We start from the raw sequence: 24,345 nt of genomic DNA on the forward strand, positions 1-24,345 counted from the left end.
TGCGGGGGAGTCGGCCCGGCCTTCCCGACCGTGGCCTCAGATCGCGGGCCTCAGACCCTCCGGACGGCCGCCGAAACGGCGGACGACGGCCCCATAGAATCGCCATGTGAACGCCCCCGCCTCCTCCGCCGACACCCTCCGTACCGCCCTCGCCGGGCTCCTCGACGGGCTTCCGCCGAAGTCGGCCACGCAGGCGGTGGAGCGGCTCATCGCGAACTACCGGGGGCGGACGCCGACGCACGCGCCGGTGCTGAGGGACCGGTCGGACGTGGTGGCGTACGCGGCCTACCGGATGCCGGCGACGTTCGAGGCGGTGTGCTCGGCGCTGGAGGCGTTCGCGGTGACCGTGCCCGGGTGGGTGCCCGGCAGTCATGTGGATGTCGGCGGGGGCACGGGCGCGGCGACGTGGGCGGTGAACGCGACCTGGGAGGGCGGCCGGCCGGTGACGGTGCTCGACTGGGCGGAGCCGGCGCTGGCGCTGGGGCGGGAGATCGCCGCGGTGAACCCGGAGCTGAAGGCCGCCGAGTGGCAGCGCTCTCGTATCGGATCGGCGCTCACGATCGAGAGCGCTGATCTCGTCACCGTCTCCTACGTCCTCGGTGAGCTGACCGCCGCCGACCGCGCGGCCGTGGTCGAGGCGGCCGCGACCGCCGCCCAGGTCGTCGTGATCATCGAACCCGGCACTCCCGACGGTTACACCCGCGTCATCGAGGCCCGCGACCGTCTTGTCGCCGCCGGGTTCCACATCGCCGCGCCCTGCCCGCACAGCGCCGCCTGTCCCATCGTCCCCGGCGAGGACTGGTGCCACTTCTCCGCCCGCGTCAGCCGTTCCTCCCTGCACCGCCAGGTCAAGGGCGGCTCCCTGCCGTACGAGGACGAGAAGTTCAGCTACGTCGCCGCCACCCGCTTCCCCCCGGCCCCGGCCCCCTCCCGCATCGTCCGCAAGCCCCAGATCCGCAAGGGCCAGGTCCTCCTGGACCTCTGCGAGACGAAGACGGCCACCGACTCCGAGACGGAAGCGACCGAGACCGAAGCGACCAAGACGGAAGCGACCGAGACCGAAGCCGTCGGAGCGCGAGCCGTGCCCGCCCTCAGCCGGACCACCGTCACCAAGCGCCACGGCCTCCTCTACAGGGCGGCCCGCGACGCGGAGTGGGGCGACGCCTGGCCGCCGGTCGCGGACGGGGACGAGGGCGGGGGCGAGGGCGCGGACTGAACCGCTGCCCCGACCGCCCCCTGCCCGCGCCCATAAATCGCTTGCGGTACCGGCACCACTTCTGGCTATCTAATCGATCATGCCGACCACCCCACACCTGGCCGAGATAACTCCCGCCAACCTCGCAGCAGCACTCGCCGTACGCATCCGCCCCGACCAGGAACACCTGGTGGAGCCGGTCGCGCAGTCGCTGGCCGAGGCGTACGTCCACCCCGGTGTTGCCTGGCCCCGGCTGATCCGGGACGGCGACCGGGCCGTCGGTTTCCTGATGGCCTTCCTCGACATCGACTGGAAGGGCGACGGATCGGGCACCGACATCCGCTCCGGGCTGTGGCGTCTCAACATCGCCGCCGACGAACAGGGGCGGGGGTACGGCCGTTTCGCCGTCGAGTCGGTGGCCGCCGAGATCCGCAGCCGCGGCGGCAGCGAGCTGTACGTCACCTGGCACCCCGGCCCCGACGGCCCGGAGGCCTTCTATCTCGGCCTCGGCTTCCGCACGACGGGGGAGACCAGCGGGGACCAGACGGTGGCGGTGCTGGAACTGGGCGGATGACGGCCGTCCCGTGCCGCCGCTGAGCCGCTCAACAGGCCTCACCTCCCTGGCGGGCCCGGCTCCGCATCTGTGGACGAGAGGCGGGTCCGCCCCGCCGGGCCCACTCAAGGTGGTTCCGGCGGGGCGGACCCGCTGCGGTTCACGAGGACTCGCCGGTCGTACCTTCCGTTGCCGTCTCCGCTTCCTGGCGTTTCTCCTGGAGCTTGCGCAGCAGCTCCCGCTTCTGGGCCTGGGGGTCGAGGCCGCCGCCGACACGGCCGTTCGCGGGGCCGCCGCGCAGGGCCTCGCGGCCCAGTTTCCGGCGCGAACCGCCCACTCCCAGCATGTTTCCTGCTCCACCTCGGGCCATGACGGTCTCCCTCTCAATGACGATACGGTTCGTCTCGCTTACGTCCACCACCATCCAGCGAGACGCACCGTCTTGTCAACCTGATAAATTCGGACCATGGCCAACAAGACCGTCCCTGATTCCGCCCGGCGCAGCGAGAAGTCGCGTCGCGCCATCTACGACGCCGCCCTCGCCCTCGTCGGTGAGGTCGGGTACCAGAAGACGACCATCGAGGGCATCGCGGCCCGTGCCGGCGTAGGGAAGCAGACGATCTACCGGTGGTGGTCGTCGAAGGCCGACGTCCTGCTGGAGGCGTTCATCGATCTGAGCGCCCAGGCGGCGGAGGCCGCCGCCCGGCCCGAGGTCATCGGGGAGCGGGCCGAGTACGAGATCCCGGACACGGGGGACCTGGAGGCCGACCTCAAGGCGGTCCTGCGCGCCACCGTGGACGAACTGCTCGACCCCAGGTTCGAGGTCCCCTCGCGCGCCCTGGCCGCCGAGGGGGTGGTCAACCGGGAGCTCGGCGCCGAGTTCGTCGCCAAACTGCTCGAACCCCAGCTCCAGCTCTATGTGAAGCGCCTGCGCGCGGCCCAGCGGCAGGGTGCCGTACGTCCCGACATCGACCCGCGGATCGCCCTGGAGCTCTTCGTCTCCCCGCTCGCCCAGCGCTGGCTCCAGCGCACGGGACCCATCTCGTACGCGTACACGGACGCCCTCGTCGAGTACGCCCTGTACGGCCTCGCGCCCCGCTGAGCCGGGTCAACTTCCCGCCCGGGTGTGATCAATCCGACCAAGTGGCGGCCGAGCGCCGAACACGTGGCCCGGTGGGCGGGACGTAAATCCCGTCAAATCATGCAATAGCCCACCATTCCTGTCCGCACTCCGGCATCGCCCCACCTACCCCGGATGTGGGCTCCGGCCACCCGCGGCGCAGGATGGTGGGACCATGGAGCATGCTGTCCGCACCACAGCGAGGCGAGGCGATAGATGAGCGCGACGTTCGGCGGCCGGAGCGGTCGGCAGGGCAGGTTCTCCGAGTGGCTGCGCGCCCGACGTACCAGCCGCCCGCTCGACGGAGCCGCCGACGAAGCCGGCCGTGAGGAACTGCTGCTCGCCGCCGCCGCTGCCGGACTCCCGCTCGCCCCCGCCGCGTACCCCTCGGGCTACGGGTGTTCCTGTGACCGCGTGGGCTGTCCCACCCCCGCCCGGCACCCGGTGTCGTTCGCCTGGCAGACGCAGTCGACCACCGACCGCGCCCAGATCGAGCACTGGGCCCGGCAGCAGCCGCAGGCCAACTTCATCACCGCGACCGGCATGGCCCACGACGTGCTGGACGTACCGCTCGCCGCCGGGAGCGAGGCCCTGGAGCGGCTGCTCGCCGCCGGGATCGAGGTGGGGCCCGTCGCGGAGTCCGAGTCCGAGTCCGACGACGGACGGCTGCTCTTCTTCACCCTCACCCGGGGCACGCCCGAGGACGAGGACGAGTGGTGGCCCTGCGAGCTGGACTGCCACCCGGAGACCATGGACGAGCACCCCGGCCTGCGCTGGCACTGCCGCGGTTCCTACGTCCCCGTACCACCGGCCCGGCTCCCCGGTGACCTCACCGTCCACTGGGTGCGCGGCCCCGAGCATCCGCTGCCGGACCCGCTGACCCTGCTGGAAATCCTCACCGACGCCTGCTCCCGCCATGTGGCCGAGCAGTCGGGCCACACGAACGCCGCCTGGCCCTCCAGGGGCTGACCGCCCGGCCCGGCGGTGACCGCTCGGCCCGGCCCGGCGGTCACCCCGCCCTCCGTCACTCGCCCTTGGCCCCCGTGAGCCCGCCCACCTGGCTCAGGAACTTCACCTGCTGGTCCGACCGTGTCTTCGCCGGATCGAGGACCACCTGGTTGTTCACGAACTCCAGGGTCAGGGACTGCTTCGGCTCGCCCGTCATCAGCGCCCTGACGGCCGCGTCGTTGACGGGGATGTTCACGTCCCGCGCGGCGGTCTGCTTCTGGTAGTGGCGGGTGGTGAAGAAGACCAGCGCCCCGCCGTCCGTGGTGCGCAGGCCGACCGGCGCGTAGTCGCCGTTGGTGAGCGCCTCGTCGATGTACTGCCGCGCCAGCCCCGGCTTCGCCGCGTTCTGCTGGCGCTCGGAACGCTCCTCGGAGGTGTACGGGCCGTCCGCGAAGAGGGCGCTGTCCTCCTTCAGGTACGTGACGTACTTGTCGGGCAACTCCGCGGGCGCGACGGAGAGTTGGGGGTCGTCCGGCGTGACCGCCTGGGCGTGGCCGTTCTCGTCCTTCTCGAACTCGGGCAGGTCGGCGGCGGCCACGACCGTGAGGAAGGACACCTCCCACAGATCGGTCAGCCCGTCCCGGGTGAAGACGAACAGCCAACGGTCCGTCGCGTTGCCCTTGTTGGCGGCGGCGTCGGCCACGAACCAGCGCGGCCAGGCCGCCTTCTCCGGGATCGTGTACGTGACGTCGGTCAGTTTCAGCGCCACGTGGTTCGGGTTGCCGCCCGGGTTGAGTTTCGCGCCCGAGCGGAGCTTGCCGCCGTCGATGTCGGCGAGCGCGCCGGTGACCCGGGAGGCGTCCTGGGACTGGTCGTACTCCTTGTCCGCCTTGTTGTACGCGGTGGTGAAGTCCTCCAGCGCCCGCGCCGCCTCCCCCTGGGTCGCCGTGGGCACGATCTCCAGGTCGCCGCGGACCACCACGCACCCGCTCGCCGTCAAGGACAGCGCGGTCACCGCCGTGGTCACCAGCGCGGCGCGGCCGTACGAACGTAGCCCGTTGCGCCGACGTAGCCCGTCGTGCCGAAGGAGTCCGCTGTTCTGACCGAGTTCGGTGTCCCGAAGGAGCCCGAGGAACCTCACGCCTGCACGAATCGGACGAACCTCACGAAGCCTTCGTGGGCTCGGAACCCCGAGAACCCTGCTCATCAGGAATCTTCACCTTCCCCTTCCCGGAGGCGAACCCTACCGGGGCGAGGAACAGCGCGAGCGTCGGGATCAGATACAGGAGCCAGACCGTGACTTGGAGGACCGTCGGGTCCGGTTGGAAGTTGAAGACGCCCTTCAGCAGGGTGCCGTACCAGCTGTCCGGCGGGATCGTCCCCGTGATGTCGAACGCCCTGTCCCTCAGGCCGGGCAGGAAGTCGGCCTCCTGGAGGTCGTGGAAGCCGTACGCGAGGACGCCGGCCGCGACCACGACGAGCATGCCGCCGGTCCAGGTGAAGAACCTGGCGAGGTTGATGCGCAGCGCGCCCCGGTAGAACAGCCAGCCGAGCACGACGGCCGTCGCCAGGCCCAGCAGGGCGCCGATCAGCGGGGCCTCGGCGCCGTCGCCGGACGCCCGCACCGACGTCCACACGAACAGCGAGGTCTCCAGACCCTCCCGGCCCACCGCGAGGAACGCGGTCGCCACCAGGGCGCCCGTGCCCATCCGCAGGGCCGCGTCGAGCTTGCCGTGCAGGTCGGCCTTCAGATGGCGGGCCGTGCGCCGCATCCAGAAGACCATCCACGTCACCAGGACCACCGCGATGATCGACAGGGAGCCGCCGAGCGCCTCCTGCGCCTTGAACGTCAGCTCCTGGGAGCCGAATTCGAGGACGCAGCCGAAGGCGAGCGCCAGCGCGACGGCGACACCGATACCGATCCAGATGGGCTTCAGCGCGTCCCGGCGGTCCGTCTTCACCAGATAGGCGATGAGGATGCAGACGACGAGACTGGCTTCCAGGCCCTCCCGCAGACCGATCAGGTAGTTCGCGAACACGGTCTACGCCTCCTTCGAGAACAGCGCCCGGCCCCACCAGTCGTCCGCGTCCCGGACACCCGGCGGCACCGCGAAGACCGCCGAACCGACGTGCTGGATGTACTCGTTGAGCGCGTCCGTGGCCAGATTGCGCTGGACCGGGATGAACCCCGTCCGCACATCGCGCTGGTAGGCGAGGAAGAACAGGCCCGCGTCCAGGCGGCCGAGCCCGTCCGTGCCGTCGGTGAAGGAGTAGCCGCGGCGCAGGAGCGTCGCCCCGTCGTTGGAGTCGGGGTGAGCGAGCCGTACGTGCGCGTCCGGCAGCATCGCCTTCAGGAACGGCTTGTCGCGTTCCTTCGCCTTGCCCACCGGGGCGCCCTCGCCCTTGTCACGGCCGAAGATGTCCTCCTGCTCCTGCAGCGAGGTCCGGTCCCAGGGCTCGATGTGCATCCGGATGCGGCGGGCGACGAGGTACGAGCCGCCGGTCATCCAGGCCGAGTTGTCGTCGACGTCCCTCTCGCCCACCCACACGAACTTCTTCAGCCGGGCCGTCTCCGTGCCCGCGATGTTGCGGGTGCCGTCCTTGAACCCCATGAGGTTGCGCGGGGTCTGCGCCTCGGGCGTGGTCGACGAGGTCTTGCCGAACCCGAGCTGGGACCAGCGGACCGACACCTTGCCGAAGCCGATGCGGGCGAGGTTGCGGATGGCGTGCACCGCGACCTGCGGGTCGTCCGCGCAGGCCTGGACGCACAGGTCACCGCCGCTGCGGGCCCGGTCCAGGTTGTCACCGGCGAACTGCGGCAGGTCCACCAGCGCCTCGGGCCGCTGCCCCGCCAGCCCGAACCTGTCGAACAGCGACGGCCCGAAGCCGATCGTCAGTGTCAGCCGGGACGGCTTCAGCCCCAGGGCCTCGCCGGTGTCGTCCGGCGGGGCCTCCGCCAGACCGCCGTACGCGCCGTCGCCGACCGCCTTCCCGGCGGTCATCCGGCGCGCGGCGGCCGTCCAGTCCTTCAGCATGGCCACGAACTCGGCACGGTCGTCCGTCTCCACGTCGAACGCCGCGAAGTGCAGCCGGTCCTGCACGGGCGTGGCGATACCGGCCTGGTGGGCGCCGTGGAAGGCGACGCCCGCCCCGGCGCTGGGAGCCGTGTCGTCGCCGGTGCGCGCCACGGCGACCGCGCCGCCGGCCGCGGCGGCACCGAGCGCGAGCCCGGCACCACCCCAGCCGATCAGCGCACGCCGCGACGGAGTACGGGAGTTCTCCGACGCAGTACGGGGGCCGGGCTCGGGGGAGTCGTCGGTGGTCATCGTCACTTCACCACGGCTGCCGCGAGCTGCGAGAGGGGCTCGGCGAGCGCGTTCACCGCGTCCGACAGCTCCTTCTGCTCCGCCTTGCCGACCTTGTCGTAGGAGACGAAGTCGTAACCCGTCTTGTCCTTGCGGTACTTGTCGAGCAGCGTGTTCAGGGCCGCGAACTGCTGGTCGAGTTCCTTCGTCAGCTCCGGGTCGTTCTCGGCGGCGACGGACTTCAGCAACTCGTACGACTCCTCGGCGCCCTCGACGTTCGCCTTGAAGTCGACCAGGTCGGTGTGCGAGTAGCGCTCCTCCTCGCCGGTGACCTTGCCGGTGGCGACCTCGTCGAGAAGTTCCTTGGCGCCGTTGGCCATGGAGGTCGGGGTGATCTCGGCCTTGCCGACCCGCTTCTGCCAGTCCTCCAGGTCGGTCACCAGCTGGTCGGCCAGCTCGGAGTCACGGTCGGTGAGCTTGCCGTCCTGCCAGAGCGAACGCTCCAGGCGATGCCAGCCCGTCCAGTCCTTCTCCAGGTCCTGCCCCTCCTCCAGACCGTCCTCGCGCAGGTCGACCTTCGGGTCGATGTCACCGAAGGACTCGGCGACCGGCTCGGTCCGCTCCCAGCCGATACGGGAGGGCGCGTACGCCTTCTTCGCGGCCTCGACGTCCCCGTCCTTGACGGCCTCGGCGAACACCTTCACCAGCGGGAGGGTCTCGTCGGCCTGGCCCTGCACGTACTTGCGGTACGAGGCGACGGCCGCGTCGAGCCGGGGGTCCCTCTTGGCGACCTTGCCGCCGCCGGTGGCCTTGACGTCCTGCCGGATGCCGTCGCCCTTCATGCCCGGCTTGCAGGCGATCCGGTAGTCGCCCGCCTTCACCTCGGCGGTGACCTTCTGCTTGGTGCCGGGCCCGATGTTCTCGCGCTCGGTGACCACGCGGTCGTCCGGGAAGAGAAGGTAGACCTCGGTGACCTTGGAGCCCTTGTTCTCGATGTCCAGCTCGACGTGGCCCGCCGGGAACTCCTTCTTCGACACCTCGCACTTGGTGTCGGTCGCGGTCACCGATATGGCCCCGTCCGCGCCCGCGCTGCTCTTCTCGGTGCAGCCGGTGACAGCGGTCAGGGCTGCCACCGTCGCGGCGGCGGTGACGGCGGAGAGTCTGAGGGGGCGCATTTCGGCTCCAAGGGAGTACACAGAGGACACACAGAGAAGGTGAGGCGACCCCAAGTTATCTGAGGCTAACCTCACCAAATGCTGTACCCCCAGTGAAACCCTCTCTCCGGAGCCGTGCGAGCACGGCCCGATCACGGTGGCCAAAAACAGCCCCCATGATCCGGTCAAGAGCGGGTCAAGAGACCCATTCGGCGGTCAAGAACGCGGTTTCACGTCGAAGCGTCAACTTCTGTGGCCTTCCGAGGCCTTCCGAGACTTTCCGGAACGTTCAGGGACGTTCCTAGATGTTCCTGGACTTTCTTTGATGTTTGGGGATCTTCCTGGATCATCAGTGATCTTTAGGGGTCTTGCGCAACCTCACGGGATCTTCCGTGGGCCTTCGTGATCAAGAATCCCGTTTCGGCATGATCAGGACATCGCCGGTCCGCGGCTGCGGGAACACCTCGACCGGCTGCCGGTACACCTCCGACAGCAACTCCTCCTCGAAGACCCCGCCCGGCGGCCCGTCCGCCGCGATGCGCCCGTCCCGCAGTACGGCCACCCGGTCCGCGTACGCCGCCGCCAGCCCCAGGTCGTGCAGCACGACGACCATCGCGTCCCCGGCCCGAGCCCGCGCCCGGCACACCCGCAGCACCAGTTCCTGGTGCCGCAGGTCCAGCGCGGCCGTCGGCTCGTCCAGCATCAGCAGCGGCGCCCGCTGGGCGAGCACCCGCGCCGGCGCCACCCGGGCGCGCTCGCCGCCGCTCAGCGCGGAGAAGGTCCGCGCCGCGAACCCGGTGACCTCCGTGACCGCCATCGCCTCCGCCACGGCTCTGTCGTCGGGGTCTTCTCACTCGTCCGCGTGCGGCTGCGGCGCCCACGGCGCCCGCCCCATTTGCGCCCCCGCGCACCCGAGCGACGCCCCGATCGGCAACGCCAGCACGATCCTCGGGAACCGCACGTTCCACAACACCGACTCGGGAACGCGTTCGAGCTCCGCCCCGCCGAGCCCGATCCGGTGGACGACCGAGGAGATCACGTCACCGGTGGGGATCGGATAGGCCCCGAGTCCACCGGCGACGGGAACCAGGATGAGGAGGGCGACGACGAGACCGACGGTGAGGAGGAGGGGAGCGTGACGACGGGCGGAGGCGGAGGCCTGTGCCCCACCGGCCGCGGCCGACTCGCCCGCCTCCGCGGGCCTGTCGGACCACTCCGGCTCAACCGGCTTGTCCAGTACGGTCACTTGATCCTCTCAAGGTTGGTCTCGGGGCTGGTCCCAGGGCTGGGGTCGGCCCTGCCTGATCGCTGACCGGCGGTGCGGTGACCTGGTACGACCCGGGGCCCGGTTGATGTTTCAATGCTGGGGTGACCGACTTCGATGTGCTGCGGGTGTTCTGCGGACCCCGCGGCGGATACGGCAACGAACTGGGCGTCGTCCGCGAGGGCTCCGTGATGCCCGACCGTGCCGAGCGCCAGGAGTTCGCCGCCAAACTCGGCTTCAGCGAGACCGTGTTCGTGGACGACCCCGAGCGCGGTGTCATCGACATCTACACCCCGTCGCTGCGCCTGCCCTTCGCCGGATACCCGTGCGTGGGCGCGGCCTGGCTGCTCGACGTTCCCGAACTCGTCACCCCGGCCGGTGTCGTCGGGGCCCGGCTGGACGGGGAGTTCAGCTGGATCGAAGCCCTGCCGGAGTGGGCCCCGCCCCGCACGTTCCGCCAGTACGCCTCCGCCGCCGAGGTCGACGACCTGCGCGTCCCGCCGCCCGGCGACTGGATCTACGCCTGGGCCTGGGAGGACGAGGCCGCCGGCCGTGTCCGCGCCCGCGCCTTCCCCGGCCGCGACGACGGTATCGACGAGGACGAGGCCACGGGCGCGGCGGCGCTGCAGTTGACCGCCCAGTTGGGCCGAGCCCTGAACATCACCCAGGGCACGGGCTCCCAAATCCTGACGGCGCCACAGCCGCATGGGTGGGTGGAGGTCGGGGGACGGGTGTTCCTGGAGCGGTGAGGGTGCTGTTGGGAAGAGCGGTAGGGCGCCTTTACGAGGAGCGTGGGGCGCCTTGGGGAAGGCCGCACCCCGTGCTTTCAAGGGGCGCGGGGAACTGCGCGACCAGCCCCCACGAACCCGCAGCGACCAACGAACCCCCCGGCGGAGCCCTCACGCACTCAACGGAAACTCTTCCCCCAAAGCAATAAAGACCGCCGTGTTCAGCGCGAACGCCCGCTTGCACTCACTCACGATCCGCTGCTTCTCCAGATCATCGGCCCGCACCCGGTCCAGCAGCTCCCGATAACCCCGCTTGAACGCGGCCGGGTTGGTGATCTCCTCGAAGACGTAGAACCGGACCCCGTCGCCCTTCCTGGCGAGGCCCCACGTCTTCTCGGCCCGGTCCCGGACGATCTGCCCGCCGGAGAGGTCACCGAGGTACCGCGTGTAGTGGTGGGCCACATAACCGCCGGCCCAGGTGCGCGCGCACTCGGCGACCCGCGCCGCGTACGCCTCGGTCGCCGGCAGCGCCGTGAGCGTCGAGCGCCAGCCGAAACCGCGCAGATACTCCAGGTCCCGCTCCAGCTCGGAGAGCCGCATCAGCTCGGGCTGGATGAACGGCCCGGCGACCGGGTCACCGGCCAGCCCCGGCGCGGCGCTCTCCAGCGCCTCGTACACGAACCACAGCTGCTCGGTGTACCGCGTGTACGCCTCGACGCCGAGTTTGCCGCCGAGCATGTCGTCCATGAACGTCGTGGACACCACCTCGGTGTGCTGCTCGTGCGAGGCGGCACGAATGAGCGTGGAGAACGCCGTGTCCGATGTGACCGACGCGTTCATGAAGGCCTCCGGTGCCGAAGTGAGGAAGACGAGAAGCTGACGCCATTTTCTATGGTTAGGCTTACCTAAGTCAACAGGTTCCCGACTCCCTGTCGGTAAAACGGTACCCCGAATCTCCACCGGCCCCACATGCAATCCACGCGACGGTCCGGCCAACGGTCTGCGCGACGATCAGGGCAACGGTCCGGGCGACTGTCCGTGCGACGAACCCGCGCGGCGAATCCGCACGACGAAAAGCCCGCCCTGCGGCCGGAACCGTGGGCAGGCTGTCTCGCGGCGACGAACGACGTGGAGCTACGGAAGCGTGAGGATCTCCGCGCCGGTCTCCGTCACCACCAGCGTGTGCTCGAACTGGGCGGTGCGCTTGAGGTCCTTGGTGACGACCGTCCAGCCGTCGTCCCACATGTCGTAGTCGTACGACCCGAGCGTCAGCATCGGCTCGATCGTGAACGTCATCCCGGTCTGCATCACCGTGGTGGCGTGCGGGGAGTCGTAGTGCGGGACGATCAGCCCGGAGTGGAACGACGAGTTGATCCCGTGCCCGGTGAAGTCGCGCACGACCCCGTACCCGAACCGCTTCGCGTACGACTCGATGACCCGCCCGATGATGTTGATCTGGCGACCGGGCCTGACCGCCTTGATGGCGCGGGTGAGGGACTCCCGGGTCCGCTCGACGAGCAGCGACGACTCCTCGTCGACATCCCCCACCGGATAGGTGGCGTTGTTGTCGCCGTGGACGCCGCCGATGTACGCCGTCACGTCCAGGTTGACGATGTCGCCGTCGCGCAGCACGGTCGAGTCGGGGATGCCGTGGCAGATGACCTCGTTGACCGAGGTGCACAGCGACTTGGGGAAGCCCCGGTAGCCGAGCGTCGACGGGTAGGCCCCGTGGTCGCACATGTACTCGTGCGCGACCCGGTCCAGTTCGTCCGTGGTGACACCGGGCGCGATGTGCTTGGCCGCCTCGGCCATCGCCCGAGCCGCGATCCGGCCGGCGATCCGCATCGCCTCGATGGTCTCGGGCGTCTGCACCTCCGGCCCGGTGTACGGAGTCGGGGCGGGCTTGCCCACGTACTCGGGTCGGCGGATGTTTCCCGGGACGGGGCGGGTGGGGGAGAGCTTCCCCGGTGCGAGCAGCGACTGGCCAGACATGCCAGCGAGTTTAACCAGCGGTGGTGGGGGACCATGCAGGTGACGACTGGAGAAGGGAACTCAGGTCATGCCCCTGTTCAAGCGGCGCACGGTCGGCAAGCCCGGCGAGTGGTTCTACTGCCTGGAGCACAAGAAGGTCGAAGAGGGCCCCGACTGCCCCGGAAAGGACCGTATGGGCCCCTACGCCTCCCGTCAGGACGCCACCCGGGCCATGGAAACGGCCCAGGAACGCAACGCGGAATGGGAGACCGACCCGCGCTGGCACGACACCCCGACGACGGACCCGAACACCGACTGACCGGCCCGGCGGCACGGAACCGCCGAGCGGCGGGTGTGGGTCTCCGGCGAGGGTTCAGCACAGCCGGTCGGCCGCAGCCCGCAGTCGCCCCGGTGTCCGGCCCCAACCACGGGCGGTGGGGCCGGAGCCATGGTCCGCAGGGGCCGTCGGGGGTCCGCCCCCGCTGGAGGCCCGGACTTGTCAGGCGGGAGTGACGGGCGGGCTCGGTGGGACAGCTCCCCGCCGCTCACGCAACCGGGCCGCATGCTCGTTCGTCCGCACGTCGTAGGACATCAGCTGCGGCAGGCACAGCGCCAGCAACCCCACCGCCCCCACGCACAGCACCCCACCGGCCCACACGGACGCCCGTACGGACGTCCACGCCGCCATGCCCCCGGCCCGCACCTGCCCCAGCTGAGGCCCGACGGAGTACGACAGCAGCTCGATCCCCGCCAGCCGCCCCCGCAACTCATCCGGAATGGTCTGATTCCACATCGCGGCCCGGAAGATCCCGCTGACCATGTCGAACGCACCCCCCAGCACCAGGAACGCCAGCACCAGCCACACATCGCGCACCAGCCCCGCCGCCATCACCGACAGCCCCCACAACATCGCTGCCAGCACCACCATCCGCCCGTGCCGGTGCACCCGTGACGCCCACCCACTGGTCAACGTCACCAGCAACGCCCCCGCGGGCAACGCCGCGTACATCAGCCCCAGCGACCACTCCGCGTCCAACTCGTCCGCGAGGAACGGCAGCAGGGCCAGCGGCATCGCCAGAAACATCGCGGCGAGATCGACGGCGTACGTACCGAGGAGTTCCTTGCGGCTCCAGGCGTACCGCGCCCCCTCCACGATGGACCGCAACGACGGTCTCGCCGCCTCGTGCGACGCGGGGGAGGGGGCGAGTCCCACGGCCAGCGCGACGGACGCCACGAAGGTCGCGAGGTCCGCCGCGTAGGCCCAGCCGAGCCCCGCGTAGGCCACGACGACACCCGCGAGGGCCGGCGCGGCGACGCCGCCCACCGTCCAGCGGAGCGAGTTGAGCGCGGCGGCGGCCGGCAGATGCTCGTGCGGGACGATACGGGGGACGATCGAGTCCAGGGCCGGTCGCTGGACCGCGACCAGCGCGGACGACAGGGCGGCCACCAGGTACAACGGCCACACCAGCGGCTCCGGCAGCAACGCGTTCACCAGCAGCCCCGCGCACAGGAGCCCCTGCCCGGCCTCGCTCCACAGGATCAGCGCCCGCTTGTCCAGGGCGTCGGCGAGCGCCCCGCCGTACAGCCCGAACACGATCAGCGGCACGAGTTCGACGGCGCCGATCGCCCCGACCGCCACCACCGACCCCGTCAGCTCCTTCATCTGCACCGGCAGCGCCACGAAGGTCAGAAAACTCCCGAAGTTCGTGATCAGCCCCGCCACCCACAACCGCCGAAAGTCCACGGACACCCGCCACGGCGCGAGATCGGGTAACAGCCCGCTCAGCCGCGAAGCCGCAGAAGAGTCCGAAGAGGTCGAAGAGGTCGAAGAGTCCGAAGAGGTCGAATCGGGAGAGGAGGGGGCCGAGGTGGGCGGGGAGGAAGCCGTGGAGGCCGAAGAGGCATCATCGGAAGCAGTCACGACGGGCCATGCTCAACCGCCCCCAGCCCCCACAGCAACCACTTTTCCACGGCCTCACCGCCCGGCGGCCTCACCGCTTTGCACCGCCCACCGCCCTGCGGCGCTCCGATCTCCCACGTGTCGACACGGACACCGTCGGACTGCTCTACGAGACAGGCGACTTCGGCGCGTACGAGACGATCACCTTCCGCCGTCTCCCGCTCGCGTACCTCACCGGAGTCGGAGCAGCCGTATCCCCGTGAACGCGCTCACCTCGCCGCCACCGGCGAAGGGCGCGCACGTAAAGTCGGCCCATGACCTCTACTGACAGTTCACAGCAGCCCGCCGCGAAGGTCCCCGCGAAGGCCCCGGCCAAGGATCCCTGGGACCTGCCGGACGTGTCGGGGCTCGTCGTCGGCGTGCTCGGCGGCACCGGGCCGCAGGGCAAGGGCCTCGCCTACCGCCTCGCCAAGGCCGGCCAGAAGGTGATCATCGGGTCGCGGGCGGCCGACCGTGCGCAGGGCGTCGCCGGGGAACTCGGACACGGAGTCGAGGGTGCCGACAACGCCGAGACCGCCCGCCGCAGCGACATCGTGATCGTGGCGGTGCCGTGGGACGGGCACGGCAAGACCCTCGAATCGCTGCGCGAGGAACTGGCCGGCAAGCTCGTCGTCGACTGCGTCAACCCGCTCGGCTTCGACAAGAAGGGCGCCTACGCGCTGAAGCCGGAGGAGGGCAGCGCCGCCGAGCAGGCCGCCGCCCTGCTGCCGGACTCGCGGGTCACCGCCGCCTTCCACCACCTCTCCGCCGTCCTCCTCGAAGACCCGGAGATCGAGGAGATCGACACGGATGTCATGGTCCTCGGCGAGGAGCGCGCGGACGTCGAGATCGTTCAGGCGCTGGCGGGCCGTATCCCCGGCATGCGGGGCATCTTCGCCGGGCGGCTGCGCAACGCCCACCAGGTCGAGTCCCTGGTCGCCAACCTGATCTCCGTGAACCGCCGCTACAAGGCCCACGCGGGCCTCCGTCTGACCGACGTGTAGCCGACGCGTGTACGCCCTCGGGCATGGGGGACACTGGACGCCGTATCACCTCGTCCGACCCGACCGTCCTGTCAGGAGCCGACCCCCATGCCCCGCCTCGCCGTCTACGCGCTCATCGTCTGTCTCCTCGCGGTCACCGCCGCTGTGGTCTCCTTCAGCCGGGGCAGCTGGCTGGGAGTGGTGTGGGTGCTGATGGCCGGCCTGTCATCCAACATGACCTGGTACTACGCGCGGAAGGCGAAGCTGGAGCGCCGGTCCGCCACCGGCTGAGCCACGCGGCCGTCCCCTCACACCCCGGTGAGGCAGATGTCGCTGTCCTCGCGCCAGAAGCGGTAGAGCCAGTAGCCGCAGTCGGACAGCTGGTCCTCGATCCCCAGGCCGCGCATGAACGCGTCGATCACGTCCCAGAACACCCCGTTGACCGCCGGGATCCACAGCACCGCGAAGACGAGCAGCAGACCGAAGGGCGCGAGCGGCTCCACCTGGCGGCGGATCTTGTACGACAGCCAGGGCTCGATGACGCCGTAGCCATCCAGGCCGGGCACCGGCAGGAAGTTCAGGATCGCGGCCGTGACCTGGAGCATCGCGAGGAAGGCGAGGGCGAAGAGAAACGCCGCCGGCACGCCGTCCGTGACGCCCAGCCAGAAGGGCGCGGTACAGACGGCCGCGAACAGGACGTTCGTCAGCGGTCCCGCCGCCGAGATCAGACTGTGCTTCCAGCGGCCCTGGATACGGCCGCGCTCGATGAACACCGCGCCACCGGGCAGACCGATTCCACCCATGATCACGAAGACGACGGGCAGCACGATGCTGAGCAGAGGGTGGGTATAGACGAGAGGATTGAGGCTCAAGTAGCCCTTCGTGCCAACGGTGATGTCGCCCCCGTGCAGCGCGGTGCGGGCGTGTGCATACTCGTGCAGGCACAGAGAGATCACCCAGGCCGAGGTGACGAAGAGGAAGACGGCAAGCCCTGGAGACGACGCGAAGCCACTCCATACCGCCCACCCGGTGATTGCCGTGATGGCAGTGATTCCGAGGAAGACGGGGCTGATCCGCTGTTCGCTCGTTCGGGAAGCGGTGGTCATGGGCGAGGCTCCTGGTACGTAGGGCCGAGCTGGGGGGAAACTTCGGCCGTGCTGGTGAACATGAGGACAACGTCTCGCGGGGCTTTGAGTTTCCCGGAATGGGCCAGCCTGGCGGGAGTTTGGACCGCGCCTTTCGTGAGGCCCGGCGACTACCTCAGAAACTTCGCAAGACGCTCTCGGAAGTCTTCGGGCATTTCCAGAACATGGCCGCCGAGTTCTCGGGGGTGACATCTGACAGTGACGCCGGCGTGGATCAGATCCTCACCGAGCTCGGTGACTCCCATGCTCTGCCACCGTTCGACGAAGGTGGTACCGAGCGGCACGAACCGCCAGTGGTCCTCATCGGCAGTATGTGACGGATTCGTCGACTCGCCCTTGGCGTCGGCACGTTGAACGTATACGCGGCGGGTGACAGGCACATCTCCGACTGCTTCGACCAGCATGTGCAGTACGGGCGTGAGGATCTCCTCGTCAGGCAGGAACACATAGCCGGGGCACGCCGGGGAGCCGACTCGTGAAAGGCAGCGGATCTTCTCGGTGACCCGGTACGTCCCGTCCTTACGCCGTTTTCTGGACGTGTGAAGCTGAAGGTTCTTGCCGCACCCTCCGCACTTGATCACGTTGAGGAGCGGGGTCCTGGGTGTCGTGGAGCGTCGGCCGACCGGGGAGGCGGAGTCGGCCAGGGCGTCCTGAAGGCAGTCGAAGACGTCCTGGTCCAGCACCGCTTCGGCAACGCGGATGGGGTACCCGCCCCGGTCGTGAACCAGGACGCGCTTCTTGTACTTCTTACCGGGGACATCCTCGCTTCGTGTCTTCCAGCCCAGCAGAGTGGGGGAGGTGAGGATTCCCTTCAGCGTGCGGGGGTACCAGACGAAGTCCTTGCCGGACTTGTTCCGTTGATATGTGTCCGCAGGGGATGGCACCCCGCGTTCTTCGAGGTCTCGGCAGATGGCGTTGACCGGCTCGCCGCCGATGACGCGTCGAGCGGCTTCCCGGACGATGTCTGCTGTCTCCGGGTTGATCTCCAGGTATCGGGCGCTGTCCTTTGCGAAGGTGCGATAGCCGAAAGGAGGTGAACCTCCGCCCCATCGTGTGGACGTGAGCAGGTGCGCACGCGATGATGCGACCCGCTCGGCAGCGGCGCGGGCTTCCATCTGCGCGAATGTGGCGATCATGGTGGCCGTCTCCTTTCCCGTCGAACTTGTGAGATCGAACGGTTCGGTGGCGGAAACTAGCCCCTTGCTGCCATGGCTCTCGGCCCATTCGATCATCCGGTGCAGATCACCGACTCGGCGAACGAACCGATCGAGTCGCCAGAAGACGATGACGTCGAATTCGGGTGCGCGGTCGTCGAGCCACCGGGACAGTTCTGGACGCTTCCACGGTGGCACCGTGGTGGCGGAGACGGATAGATCGCTCGCAACGCCAACGATCTCCCAGCCACGCAGCTCACAGAAGGACTCGCACTCTTCGAGCTGCCGTTCAGGGCTGGTCGTCGACTCGGTGTGGACGGTCAATCGGACGGCGATGAGTGCCCTGGGAGATCGCGCCATGGCATGAGGCTAGCGTGTTTGTATCTAACAAACTGAGAGTTAGGTAAATTCTTGCTTGGGTCTTCCCCGACGGCAGGGAGTACGTCCTCCAGGGCTATGGGGCGGGTGAGAATGGACCCCGTGCGCTATCGCATCCTCGGCACCACCCAGGCACTGCAAGCAGACGGCACCCCCGTCCCGGTCGGGGGCGCCCGGCTGCGCGCCCTGCTGACCGTGCTCGCGCTGCGGCCGGGGCGTACGGTGCCCGCGACCGCGCTCGTCGACGAGGTGTGGGCCGGCGATCCGCCCGCCGACGCCCCTGGCGCGCTGCAAGCGCTGGTCGGTCGCCTGCGCCGGGCTCTCGGCCCCGAGGCGGTCGAGTCGGTGAACGGCGGCTACCGTCTCGCGGCCGCCCGGGACGACATCGACCTGCACCGCTTCGAACGCCTCGCGGACGAGGGGGCCCGCGCGCTCGCCGACGGCGACGCGGCCAAGGCCGCCGACGTCCTCGACGACGCCCTCGCCCTCTGGCAGGGCCCGCCCCTGGCCGACCTCCCCGACCGGGCCGCCGAGGCCGCCCGCTGGGAGACCCGTCGCCTCGACGCCCAGCGCACCCGCCTCACCGCCGTACTCACCCTGGGCCGGCCCGACTCCGCCCTCCCCGACCTCACCGCCCTCTGCGACACCCACCCCCTCGACGAAGCCCTCCAGTCCCTCCGCCTCCGTGCCCTCCGGGACACCGGCCGCGCCGCCGAGGCCCTGGCCGCCTACGAAGAGGTCCGCACCCTCCTGGCGGACCGCCTGGGCACGAGCCCGGGCCCGGCCCTGCGCAGCCTCCACGAAGACCTGCTGAACTCAGACGGGGCCGCGCCCCGCCAGGGGCGCGGGGAACCGCGCGACCAGCCCCCACCAACCCGCACGCAACCACTCACCCCATCCACCCCACGGGGTCGAAGGGGCAGCGCCCCTGGTGAGGGAGGGACGGGCAGGGGCGGCGGGGGCGAGAACTCCAGTCCGCACCCGCATCCGCAGCCACACCCCCACCCCACCCGCCCCCCAGGCAACCTCCGCGCCCGCCTCACCTCCTTCGTAGGCCGCGACACGGACATCGACACCATCCGCGACGACCTCACCGCCACCCGCCTGGTGACCCTCCTGGGCCCCGGCGGCGCAGGCAAGACCCGCCTCTCCCAGGAGGCCGGCGACGCAGTGGCCGAAGCCATGCCGGACGGTGTCTGGCTCGTCGAACTCGCCCCCGTCGACGACCCGGCGAACGTCCCGGAGGCCGTGCTCACCGCCCTCGGCGCCCGCGAGACCGTACTGAGAGGCGCCGGCGCCGAGGAGATGCGTGTCGCGGCGGACCGCCAGGACGACCCGCTGGCCCGTCTCACCGAACACTGCGCCGGACGCCGCATGCTGCTGATCCTCGACAACTGCGAACACGTCGTGGACGCCGCCGCCCACCTCGTCGACCAGCTGCTCCAGCGCTGCCCGACGCTGACCGTGCTCGCCACCAGCCGCGAACCCCTCGGCGTACCGGGGGAGTTGCTGCGCCCGGTGGAACCACTGACGGAACCCCACGCGCTGCGCCTGCTCGCCGACCGGGGAGCGGCGGCCCGGCCCGGTTTCACCGTCGCCGCCGACCCGGAGGCCGCCGCCGAGATATGCCGCCGCCTCGACGGACTCCCCCTCGCCATCGAACTGGCGGCCGCCCGGCTCCGTATGCTGACGCCCCGCCAGATCGCCGACCGCCTCGACGACCGCTTCCGGCTGCTCACCTCCGGCAGCCGTACGGTCCTGCCCCGGCAGCAGACCCTGCGCGCGGTCGTCGACTGGTCCTGGGAGCTGCTCGACGAGGACGAACGGTACGTACTGCGGCGGCTGTCGGTGTTCGCCGGCGGCTGCGACCTGGCCGCCGCCGAGGCCGTCTGCGGTCCCGCCGCGCTGGAGGCGCTCGGCTCGCTCGTCGACAAGTCCCTCGTCGTGGCGGCCCCTTCGGCGGGCAGCGGCACGGGCACGGGGGGCGGCGAGATGCGCTACCGACTCCTGGAGACCGTCGTCGAGTACGCCGGTGAACGGCTCGACGAGACGGGCACCCGCCCCACCGCCGCACGCGCGCACCTGACGTACTACCGCGAACTCGTCCGCGCCACCGACCCGTTGCTGCGCGGCTCCGGCCAGCGCGCCGCGATCGAACTGCTGGAGCTGGAGTACGAGAACATCCGCACCGCCCTCAGGTACGCCGTCGCCGAGCGGGACGAGCAGGAGGCGCTCTGCCTGACGCTGTCGCTGTGCTGGTACTGGCAGATGCGCGATCTGAAGACCGAGGCCCGGCACTGGTCCGCGCAGGTCAAGGAGCTCGGCCCGCACCCCTTCACCGCGCCCGCGCGCCGCGTCCCGGACCTGCGCGGACGCGCCGTGGACAGCCCGCCGCCGATGAGTCCGGCCGTCCTAGACGAGGCCCGGCGCGGGGTGCACCTCGTCCATCTGGCCTGCATGGACATGGAGTTGCCCGCCTGGCAGACCTCCGAGGCCCAGGAGAAGCTGCGGGTCATCAGCGAGACCTACCGACCGGGCCAGCCGCAGACGTGCCGCTTCCCCGGCTTCATGTGGTTCTACGCCGTCCTGCTGACCGGCGACATGGACCGGCTGCGGGCCATCCTCGACTCCAACATCCGCACCTGCCGCGAACTCGGCTTCACCTGGGAGCTGGCGCAGACCCTGCAGACGCGGGCCAACATCCTCGCCAACCGCAGCGACTGGGCGGGGGACGCCATCACGGACGCCGACGAGGCGCTGGAGATCTTCGACCGGCTCGGGGACGCCTGGGGCGCCGCCGAGGCGCTCTCGGCGCGCGGCGAGTCCCTGGAACGCCGGGGCGAGTTCGCGCTCGCCGCCGCGGACTACGAGCGGGCCATCGGGTACGCCGAACGGCTCGGCGCCAACGCCCAGTTGGGAGTCCTCGGCGTCCGGCTCGGCAGTGCGTACATAGAGGGCGGCGACGTGGAGCGCGGCGAGAAGATGCTGTTCGACGTGTTGGCGCCCGGGCGCCGCGCCGTCGCCCGCGAGGCGGTGCCCATCGCCCGCCTCTTCCTCGCCGTCCGGCTCGGCCGCAGCGGGCGCCCGGCCGAGGCCCGCGAGCAGCTCACCTTGCTGCGTGAGGACTTCCAGGCCGCCGACTTCGTGCTCTTCGCCGGGTTCGTCCTCGGCGTCGAGGGCTGGCTGGAGGCGATGGACGGACGCCACGAGGAGGCGCTGCCGCTGATGCGCCGGGCGCTGGAGCGGAGCCTGGACCGGCTGTCCCTGACGGTCGCGCCCCATATGCCCGCCATCCATCTCGTGACCGCCGCCATCTCCGTCGCGGGGGTCGACGGCGGCGTCCGCGCCCCCGACGCGGCCCGGATCCTCGGCGCCGCCGACGCGCTGCTGCCGCCCGGCCACTTCTCCAGCCCGATGGAGGTCGAGGCGCGCGCCAAGGCCGAGGCCGTGACGCGGGCCGGGCTGGACGACGCGGCCTACGAGAGGGCGTACGCCGAGGGCGGCGCCCTCGCCCTGGAGGAGGCCGCCGCCCTCGTCTGACCTCTGCCGTCACCCTTGCGCCACGGCCTCGGAGGTCAGCTCTTCGTCTTGAACTTGTGGATCGCGATCGGTGCCATCACCGCCGTCAGCCCCACCGACCAGCCGAGCGTGACCAGCAGGTCGTGGGTGATCGGCCCACCGGTCATCAGCCCGCGCGCGGCGTCCGCGAGGGACGACAGCGGGTTGTAGTCGGTGAAGGCCTGCAGCCAGCCCGGCATGGACTGGGTCGGCGCGAAGATCGACGAGCCGAACTGCAGCGGGAACAGCACCAGGAAGCCCATCGCCTGCACGGACTGCGCGTTCTTCATCGTCACGCCCAGCACCAGGAAGATCCACATCAGGGACGAGCCGAAGACGACGGCCAGGCCCACCGCGCCGAACAGCCCCGGCCAGCTGGTGATGTCGAAGCCGATGAGGACACCGACGGTCAGCAGGATGGTCGTGGCGACGAGCATGCGCAGCAGCTCGACGGAGATCTTCGCGAGCAGCACCGAGGACCGGCCGATCGGCAGGGACCGGAAGCGGTCCATGACCCCCTTCTGGAAGTCCTCGTTGAAGCCCGTGCCGACGCCCATGGCGATGTTCATGCCCATCATCGCCATCAGCCCCGGCACCACGTACTGCACGTACTGTTCCTGGCCGCCGCCCAGCGCCTGCCCGATGGAGCCGCCGAAGACGTACACGAAGAGCAGGGTGAACACGATCGGCATCAGGACCGCGTCGAACATCGACTCGGGGTCCTGCCGGATCCACAGCAGATTGCGCCGGACGAGCGCGCCGGTGTGCCGGGCATGGGCCCGCAGCCCGATCCGGCCGTCGGCCTGACCGGTCTGACCGGCTTCGATGGTCTCACCGGTCGTGGGAACGGTGGTGGCGGCGCTCATACGGCGACCTCTTCGTAAGCGGGGGACGAGACGGCGTCCTGCGTCGCGCCGGTCCTGTGGCCGGTGAGGGACAGGAACACCTCGTCCAGGCTGGGCAGTTCGGTGCTGATCGAGGCGATGGTGACGCCGCGCGCGGTGATCGCGCTGACGACCGCGGTCAGCTGCTCGTCGCTGAGGATCGGCACGAGAAGGGTCCCGGTTTCGGGGTCCACGGTGGTCGTGGCGAGCCCGGTGATGCCCAGGCCGTCCAACTCCCCGGCCAGCGGCCGCAGATGCGCCGGATCGGCCGGCCGGACCCGGAGCGTACGCCCGCCGACCTGGGCCTTCAGCTCCTCGATACGGCCGCCCGCGATCACCTTGCCCTTGTCGATCACGGTCAGCTCGGAGGCCAGCTGCTCGGCCTCCTCCATGTACTGCGTGGTCAGCAGCACGGTCACGCCGTCGCCGACCATGCGCTTCACCTCGGTCCACACCTCGTTCCGCGTCCGCGGGTCGAGGCCGGTCGTCGGCTCGTCCAGGTACAGCACGGCCGGGCTACCGATCATGGACGCGGCCAGGTCCAGCCGCCGCCGCATACCGCCGGAGTACGTCGCCGCCGGGCGTCCGGCGGCGTCGGTCAGCGAGAACCGCTCCAGCAGACCGGTGGCGCGGCTCTTCGCCTCCTTCCGGGGCAGGTCGAGCAGCCGGCCGATCATGTACAGGTTCTCGAAGCCGGACAGTTTCTCGTCCACGGACGCGTACTGTCCCGTCAGCCCGATCACCCGGCGCAACTGCCGCGGCTGGCGTACGACGTCGTAGCCGGCCACCGTCGCGTGCCCCGCGTCGGGCGTGATCAGCGTGGACAGGACCCGCACGAGCGTCGTCTTGCCCGCCCCGTTCGGGCCGAGCACCCCCATCACCGTGCCCTCACGCACATCGAGGTCGACACCGTCCAGCGCCCTGGTCTCCCCGTAATGCTTGACCAGCCCCCGCACGGCGACAGCGCCCTTCGCGCCGCCGGCGTTCTTGTCGATTCGTGTCATGAGGACGACGGTCCCAGGCCCCACCGACAAACCACCGACAGCCCACCTACACGACCGACGGGGCACCGACACGCGTGCGCGAACAAGGCCGCAGCCCGCCGACGGGGGAAGATCGGCGGGCTGCGGGGAGTACCGCAGTGGCTCAACGGCCCTCGGGCCTAGTGGACGGAGTGCTCCTCCGACGGGAACGTCCCGCCCACGACGTCCTCGGCGAACGCCTTCGCCGCGTCACCCATGACCGCCCGCAGATCGGCGTACTGCTTCACGAACTTCGGCATCCGCCCCCCGGTCAGCCCGAGCATGTCGGTCCACACGAGGACCTGCGCGTCGGTGTCGGCGCCCGCGCCGATCCCGACGGTCGGGATGTGGAGCACGCGCGTGACCTCCGCCGCCAGCTCCGCCGGAACCAGCTCCAGGACGACCGCGAACGCGCCCGCGTCCTGGACGGCCTTGGCGTCGCGCAGCAGCTGCTGCGCGGCCTCCTCGCCCCGCCCCTGCACGCGGTAGCCCATCGCGTTGACGGACTGCGGGGTGAGGCCGATGTGGGCCATGACGGGGATGCCGGACTCGACCAGCAGCTCGATCTGGCGGTGCGACCGCTCGCCGCCCTCCAGCTTGACCGCGCCGACCCCGGCCTCCTTGACCAGCCGGGTCGCCGAGCGCAGCGCCTGCACCGGGCCCTCCTGGTAGGAGCCGAAGGGCAGGTCGCCGACGATCAGGGCACGGCTGGTGCCCCGTACGACGGCAGCGGAGAGCATGGTCATCTCGTCGAGGGTGACGGGCACGGTCGACTCGTACCCGAGGTGGCAGTTGCCCGCGGAGTCGCCGACGAGCATGACCGGGATGCCGGCCTCGTCGAAGACGGACGCGGTCATCGCGTCGTAGGCGGTGAGCATGGGCCACTTCTCGCCGCGCTCCTTGGCGAGGGCGATGTCCCGGACGGTGATACGGCGGGTGCCCTTGCCCCCGTACAGCGCCTTGCCGCTGTCGGACGGCTTCGTCTGGGCAGCCGAAAGCTGTGTCATCGCTACAGCTCCTTCATGTCATCTCGAGGCACCCTGA

23 protein-coding genes and 1 pseudogene are annotated in these 24,345 nt (G+C 70.4%); 10 read left to right on the plus strand and 14 right to left on the minus strand.

The window, feature by feature from the left end; genetic code table 11:
• Window positions 1-106: 106 nt before the first annotated feature.
• Window positions 107-1,216: a small ribosomal subunit Rsm22 family protein gene (locus OG622_RS35795; RefSeq protein WP_371580765.1), complete on the plus strand. Its 1,110-nt coding sequence runs from the start codon at window positions 107-109 to the stop codon at window positions 1,214-1,216.
• A gap of 79 nt (window positions 1,217-1,295) precedes the next feature.
• The gene (locus tag OG622_RS35800) at window positions 1,296-1,769 is read left to right on the plus strand and encodes a GNAT family N-acetyltransferase (protein ID WP_371580766.1); all 474 of its coding nucleotides are present in this window, start codon (window positions 1,296-1,298) and stop codon (window positions 1,767-1,769) included.
• A 139-nt stretch (window positions 1,770-1,908) separates the two neighbouring features.
• Here OG622_RS35800 and OG622_RS35805 read toward each other — a convergent pair whose 3' ends face one another.
• The gene (locus OG622_RS35805; protein ID WP_371580767.1) at window positions 1,909-2,118 is read right to left on the minus strand and encodes a DUF6243 family protein; all 210 of its coding nucleotides are present in this window, start codon (window positions 2,116-2,118) and stop codon (window positions 1,909-1,911) included.
• Window positions 2,119-2,214: 96 nt separating this feature from the next.
• On the opposite strand from OG622_RS35805, the gene OG622_RS35810 reads away from it, so the two are divergent.
• The gene (locus OG622_RS35810; protein WP_371580768.1) at window positions 2,215-2,850 is read left to right on the plus strand and encodes a TetR/AcrR family transcriptional regulator; all 636 of its coding nucleotides are present in this window, start codon (window positions 2,215-2,217) and stop codon (window positions 2,848-2,850) included.
• Between the two features lie 234 nt (window positions 2,851-3,084).
• Window positions 3,085-3,837, plus strand: coding sequence for a bifunctional DNA primase/polymerase (locus OG622_RS35815; RefSeq protein ID WP_371580769.1), 753 nt, complete (start codon window positions 3,085-3,087; stop codon window positions 3,835-3,837).
• 55 nt (window positions 3,838-3,892) lie between these two features.
• On the opposite strand, the gene OG622_RS35820 is transcribed toward OG622_RS35815, so the two are convergent.
• The 5 genes and pseudogenes from OG622_RS35820 to OG622_RS35840 all read right to left on the minus strand — a co-directional run bounded on the left by OG622_RS35820 (window position 3,893) and on the right by OG622_RS35840 (window position 9,521).
• Window positions 3,893-5,023: a hypothetical protein gene (locus OG622_RS35820; protein WP_371580770.1), complete on the minus strand. Its 1,131-nt coding sequence runs from the start codon at window positions 5,021-5,023 to the stop codon at window positions 3,893-3,895.
• Window positions 4,980-5,855, minus strand: a complete 876-nt coding sequence (gene efeU / locus OG622_RS35825) for an iron uptake transporter permease EfeU (protein ID WP_371580771.1) — start codon at window positions 5,853-5,855, stop codon at window positions 4,980-4,982. The genes OG622_RS35820 and efeU overlap by 44 nt, the downstream gene beginning before the upstream one ends.
• Before the next feature lie 3 nt (window positions 5,856-5,858).
• Complete coding sequence (efeB, locus tag OG622_RS35830) at window positions 5,859-7,142, minus strand: iron uptake transporter deferrochelatase/peroxidase subunit (RefSeq protein ID WP_371580772.1); 1,284 nt, start codon at window positions 7,140-7,142, stop codon at window positions 5,859-5,861.
• 2 nt (window positions 7,143-7,144) lie between these two features.
• A complete protein-coding gene (efeO, locus tag OG622_RS35835) occupies window positions 7,145-8,296 on the minus strand; it encodes an iron uptake system protein EfeO (RefSeq protein WP_371580773.1) in 1,152 nt (383 codons plus the stop codon).
• A gap of 385 nt (window positions 8,297-8,681) precedes the next feature.
• Window positions 8,682-9,521 (minus strand): annotated as a pseudogene (locus OG622_RS35840) (iron chelate uptake ABC transporter family permease subunit).
• Between the two features lie 122 nt (window positions 9,522-9,643).
• On the opposite strand from OG622_RS35840, the gene OG622_RS35845 reads away from it, so the two are divergent.
• Window positions 9,644-10,288, plus strand: a complete 645-nt coding sequence (locus tag OG622_RS35845; RefSeq protein ID WP_371580774.1) for a PhzF family phenazine biosynthesis protein — start codon at window positions 9,644-9,646, stop codon at window positions 10,286-10,288.
• Between the two features lie 150 nt (window positions 10,289-10,438).
• Here the strand turns inward: OG622_RS35845 and OG622_RS35850 are convergent, their stop codons facing one another.
• Both OG622_RS35850 and map read right to left on the minus strand, forming a co-directional pair.
• Window positions 10,439-11,107: a heme oxygenase (biliverdin-producing) gene (locus OG622_RS35850; RefSeq protein WP_371580775.1), complete on the minus strand. Its 669-nt coding sequence runs from the start codon at window positions 11,105-11,107 to the stop codon at window positions 10,439-10,441.
• A 294-nt stretch (window positions 11,108-11,401) separates the two neighbouring features.
• Entirely contained in the window at window positions 11,402-12,259 is an 858-nt protein-coding gene (gene map / locus OG622_RS35855) for a type I methionyl aminopeptidase (RefSeq protein ID WP_371580776.1), read from the minus strand.
• Between the two features lie 67 nt (window positions 12,260-12,326).
• On the opposite strand from map, the gene OG622_RS35860 reads away from it, so the two are divergent.
• A complete protein-coding gene (locus OG622_RS35860) occupies window positions 12,327-12,557 on the plus strand; it encodes a hypothetical protein (RefSeq protein WP_371580777.1) in 231 nt (76 codons plus the stop codon).
• Between the two features lie 180 nt (window positions 12,558-12,737).
• Here OG622_RS35860 and OG622_RS35865 read toward each other — a convergent pair whose 3' ends face one another.
• Window positions 12,738-14,024: an MFS transporter gene (locus tag OG622_RS35865; protein WP_371584328.1), complete on the minus strand. Its 1,287-nt coding sequence runs from the start codon at window positions 14,022-14,024 to the stop codon at window positions 12,738-12,740.
• Window positions 14,025-14,167: 143 nt separating this feature from the next.
• Between OG622_RS35865 and OG622_RS35870 the strand changes: the two genes are divergently transcribed.
• The 3 genes from OG622_RS35870 (at window position 14,168) to OG622_RS35880 (ending at window position 15,451) form a co-directional block, all read left to right on the plus strand.
• Window positions 14,168-14,401, plus strand: coding sequence for a hypothetical protein (locus OG622_RS35870; protein ID WP_371584478.1), 234 nt, complete (start codon window positions 14,168-14,170; stop codon window positions 14,399-14,401).
• A gap of 51 nt (window positions 14,402-14,452) precedes the next feature.
• Complete coding sequence (gene npdG / locus OG622_RS35875) at window positions 14,453-15,181, plus strand: NADPH-dependent F420 reductase (protein WP_371580778.1); 729 nt, start codon at window positions 14,453-14,455, stop codon at window positions 15,179-15,181.
• An 87-nt stretch (window positions 15,182-15,268) separates the two neighbouring features.
• A complete protein-coding gene (locus OG622_RS35880) occupies window positions 15,269-15,451 on the plus strand; it encodes a hypothetical protein (protein WP_371580779.1) in 183 nt (60 codons plus the stop codon).
• Window positions 15,452-15,468: 17 nt separating this feature from the next.
• Here OG622_RS35880 and OG622_RS35885 read toward each other — a convergent pair whose 3' ends face one another.
• The gene (locus OG622_RS35885; RefSeq protein WP_371580780.1) at window positions 15,469-16,266 is read right to left on the minus strand and encodes a site-2 protease family protein; all 798 of its coding nucleotides are present in this window, start codon (window positions 16,264-16,266) and stop codon (window positions 15,469-15,471) included.
• Between the two features lie 149 nt (window positions 16,267-16,415).
• A complete protein-coding gene (locus tag OG622_RS35890; RefSeq protein ID WP_371580781.1) occupies window positions 16,416-17,819 on the minus strand; it encodes a recombinase family protein in 1,404 nt (467 codons plus the stop codon).
• A gap of 111 nt (window positions 17,820-17,930) precedes the next feature.
• Here OG622_RS35890 and OG622_RS35895 point away from each other — a divergent pair, with 111 nt between their 5' ends.
• A complete protein-coding gene (locus tag OG622_RS35895) occupies window positions 17,931-21,377 on the plus strand; it encodes a BTAD domain-containing putative transcriptional regulator (protein WP_371580782.1) in 3,447 nt (1,148 codons plus the stop codon).
• 35 nt (window positions 21,378-21,412) lie between these two features.
• On the opposite strand, the gene OG622_RS35900 is transcribed toward OG622_RS35895, so the two are convergent.
• The 3 genes from OG622_RS35900 to panB all read right to left on the minus strand — a co-directional run bounded on the left by OG622_RS35900 (window position 21,413) and on the right by panB (window position 24,308).
• Window positions 21,413-22,261, minus strand: a complete 849-nt coding sequence (locus tag OG622_RS35900) for an ABC transporter permease (RefSeq protein WP_371580783.1) — start codon at window positions 22,259-22,261, stop codon at window positions 21,413-21,415.
• Entirely contained in the window at window positions 22,258-23,283 is a 1,026-nt protein-coding gene (locus tag OG622_RS35905) for an ATP-binding cassette domain-containing protein (protein WP_371580784.1), read from the minus strand. Before OG622_RS35905 ends, OG622_RS35900 begins: the two co-directional genes overlap by 4 nt.
• Window positions 23,284-23,441: 158 nt before the next feature.
• The gene (gene panB, locus OG622_RS35910) at window positions 23,442-24,308 is read right to left on the minus strand and encodes a 3-methyl-2-oxobutanoate hydroxymethyltransferase (protein ID WP_371580785.1); all 867 of its coding nucleotides are present in this window, start codon (window positions 24,306-24,308) and stop codon (window positions 23,442-23,444) included.
• Window positions 24,309-24,345 lie beyond the last annotated feature (37 nt).

It is taken from the genome of Streptomyces sp. NBC_01314 (assembly GCF_041435215.1).
In the GTDB taxonomy this organism is placed as follows: Bacteria; Actinomycetota; Actinomycetes; order Streptomycetales; family Streptomycetaceae; genus Streptomyces.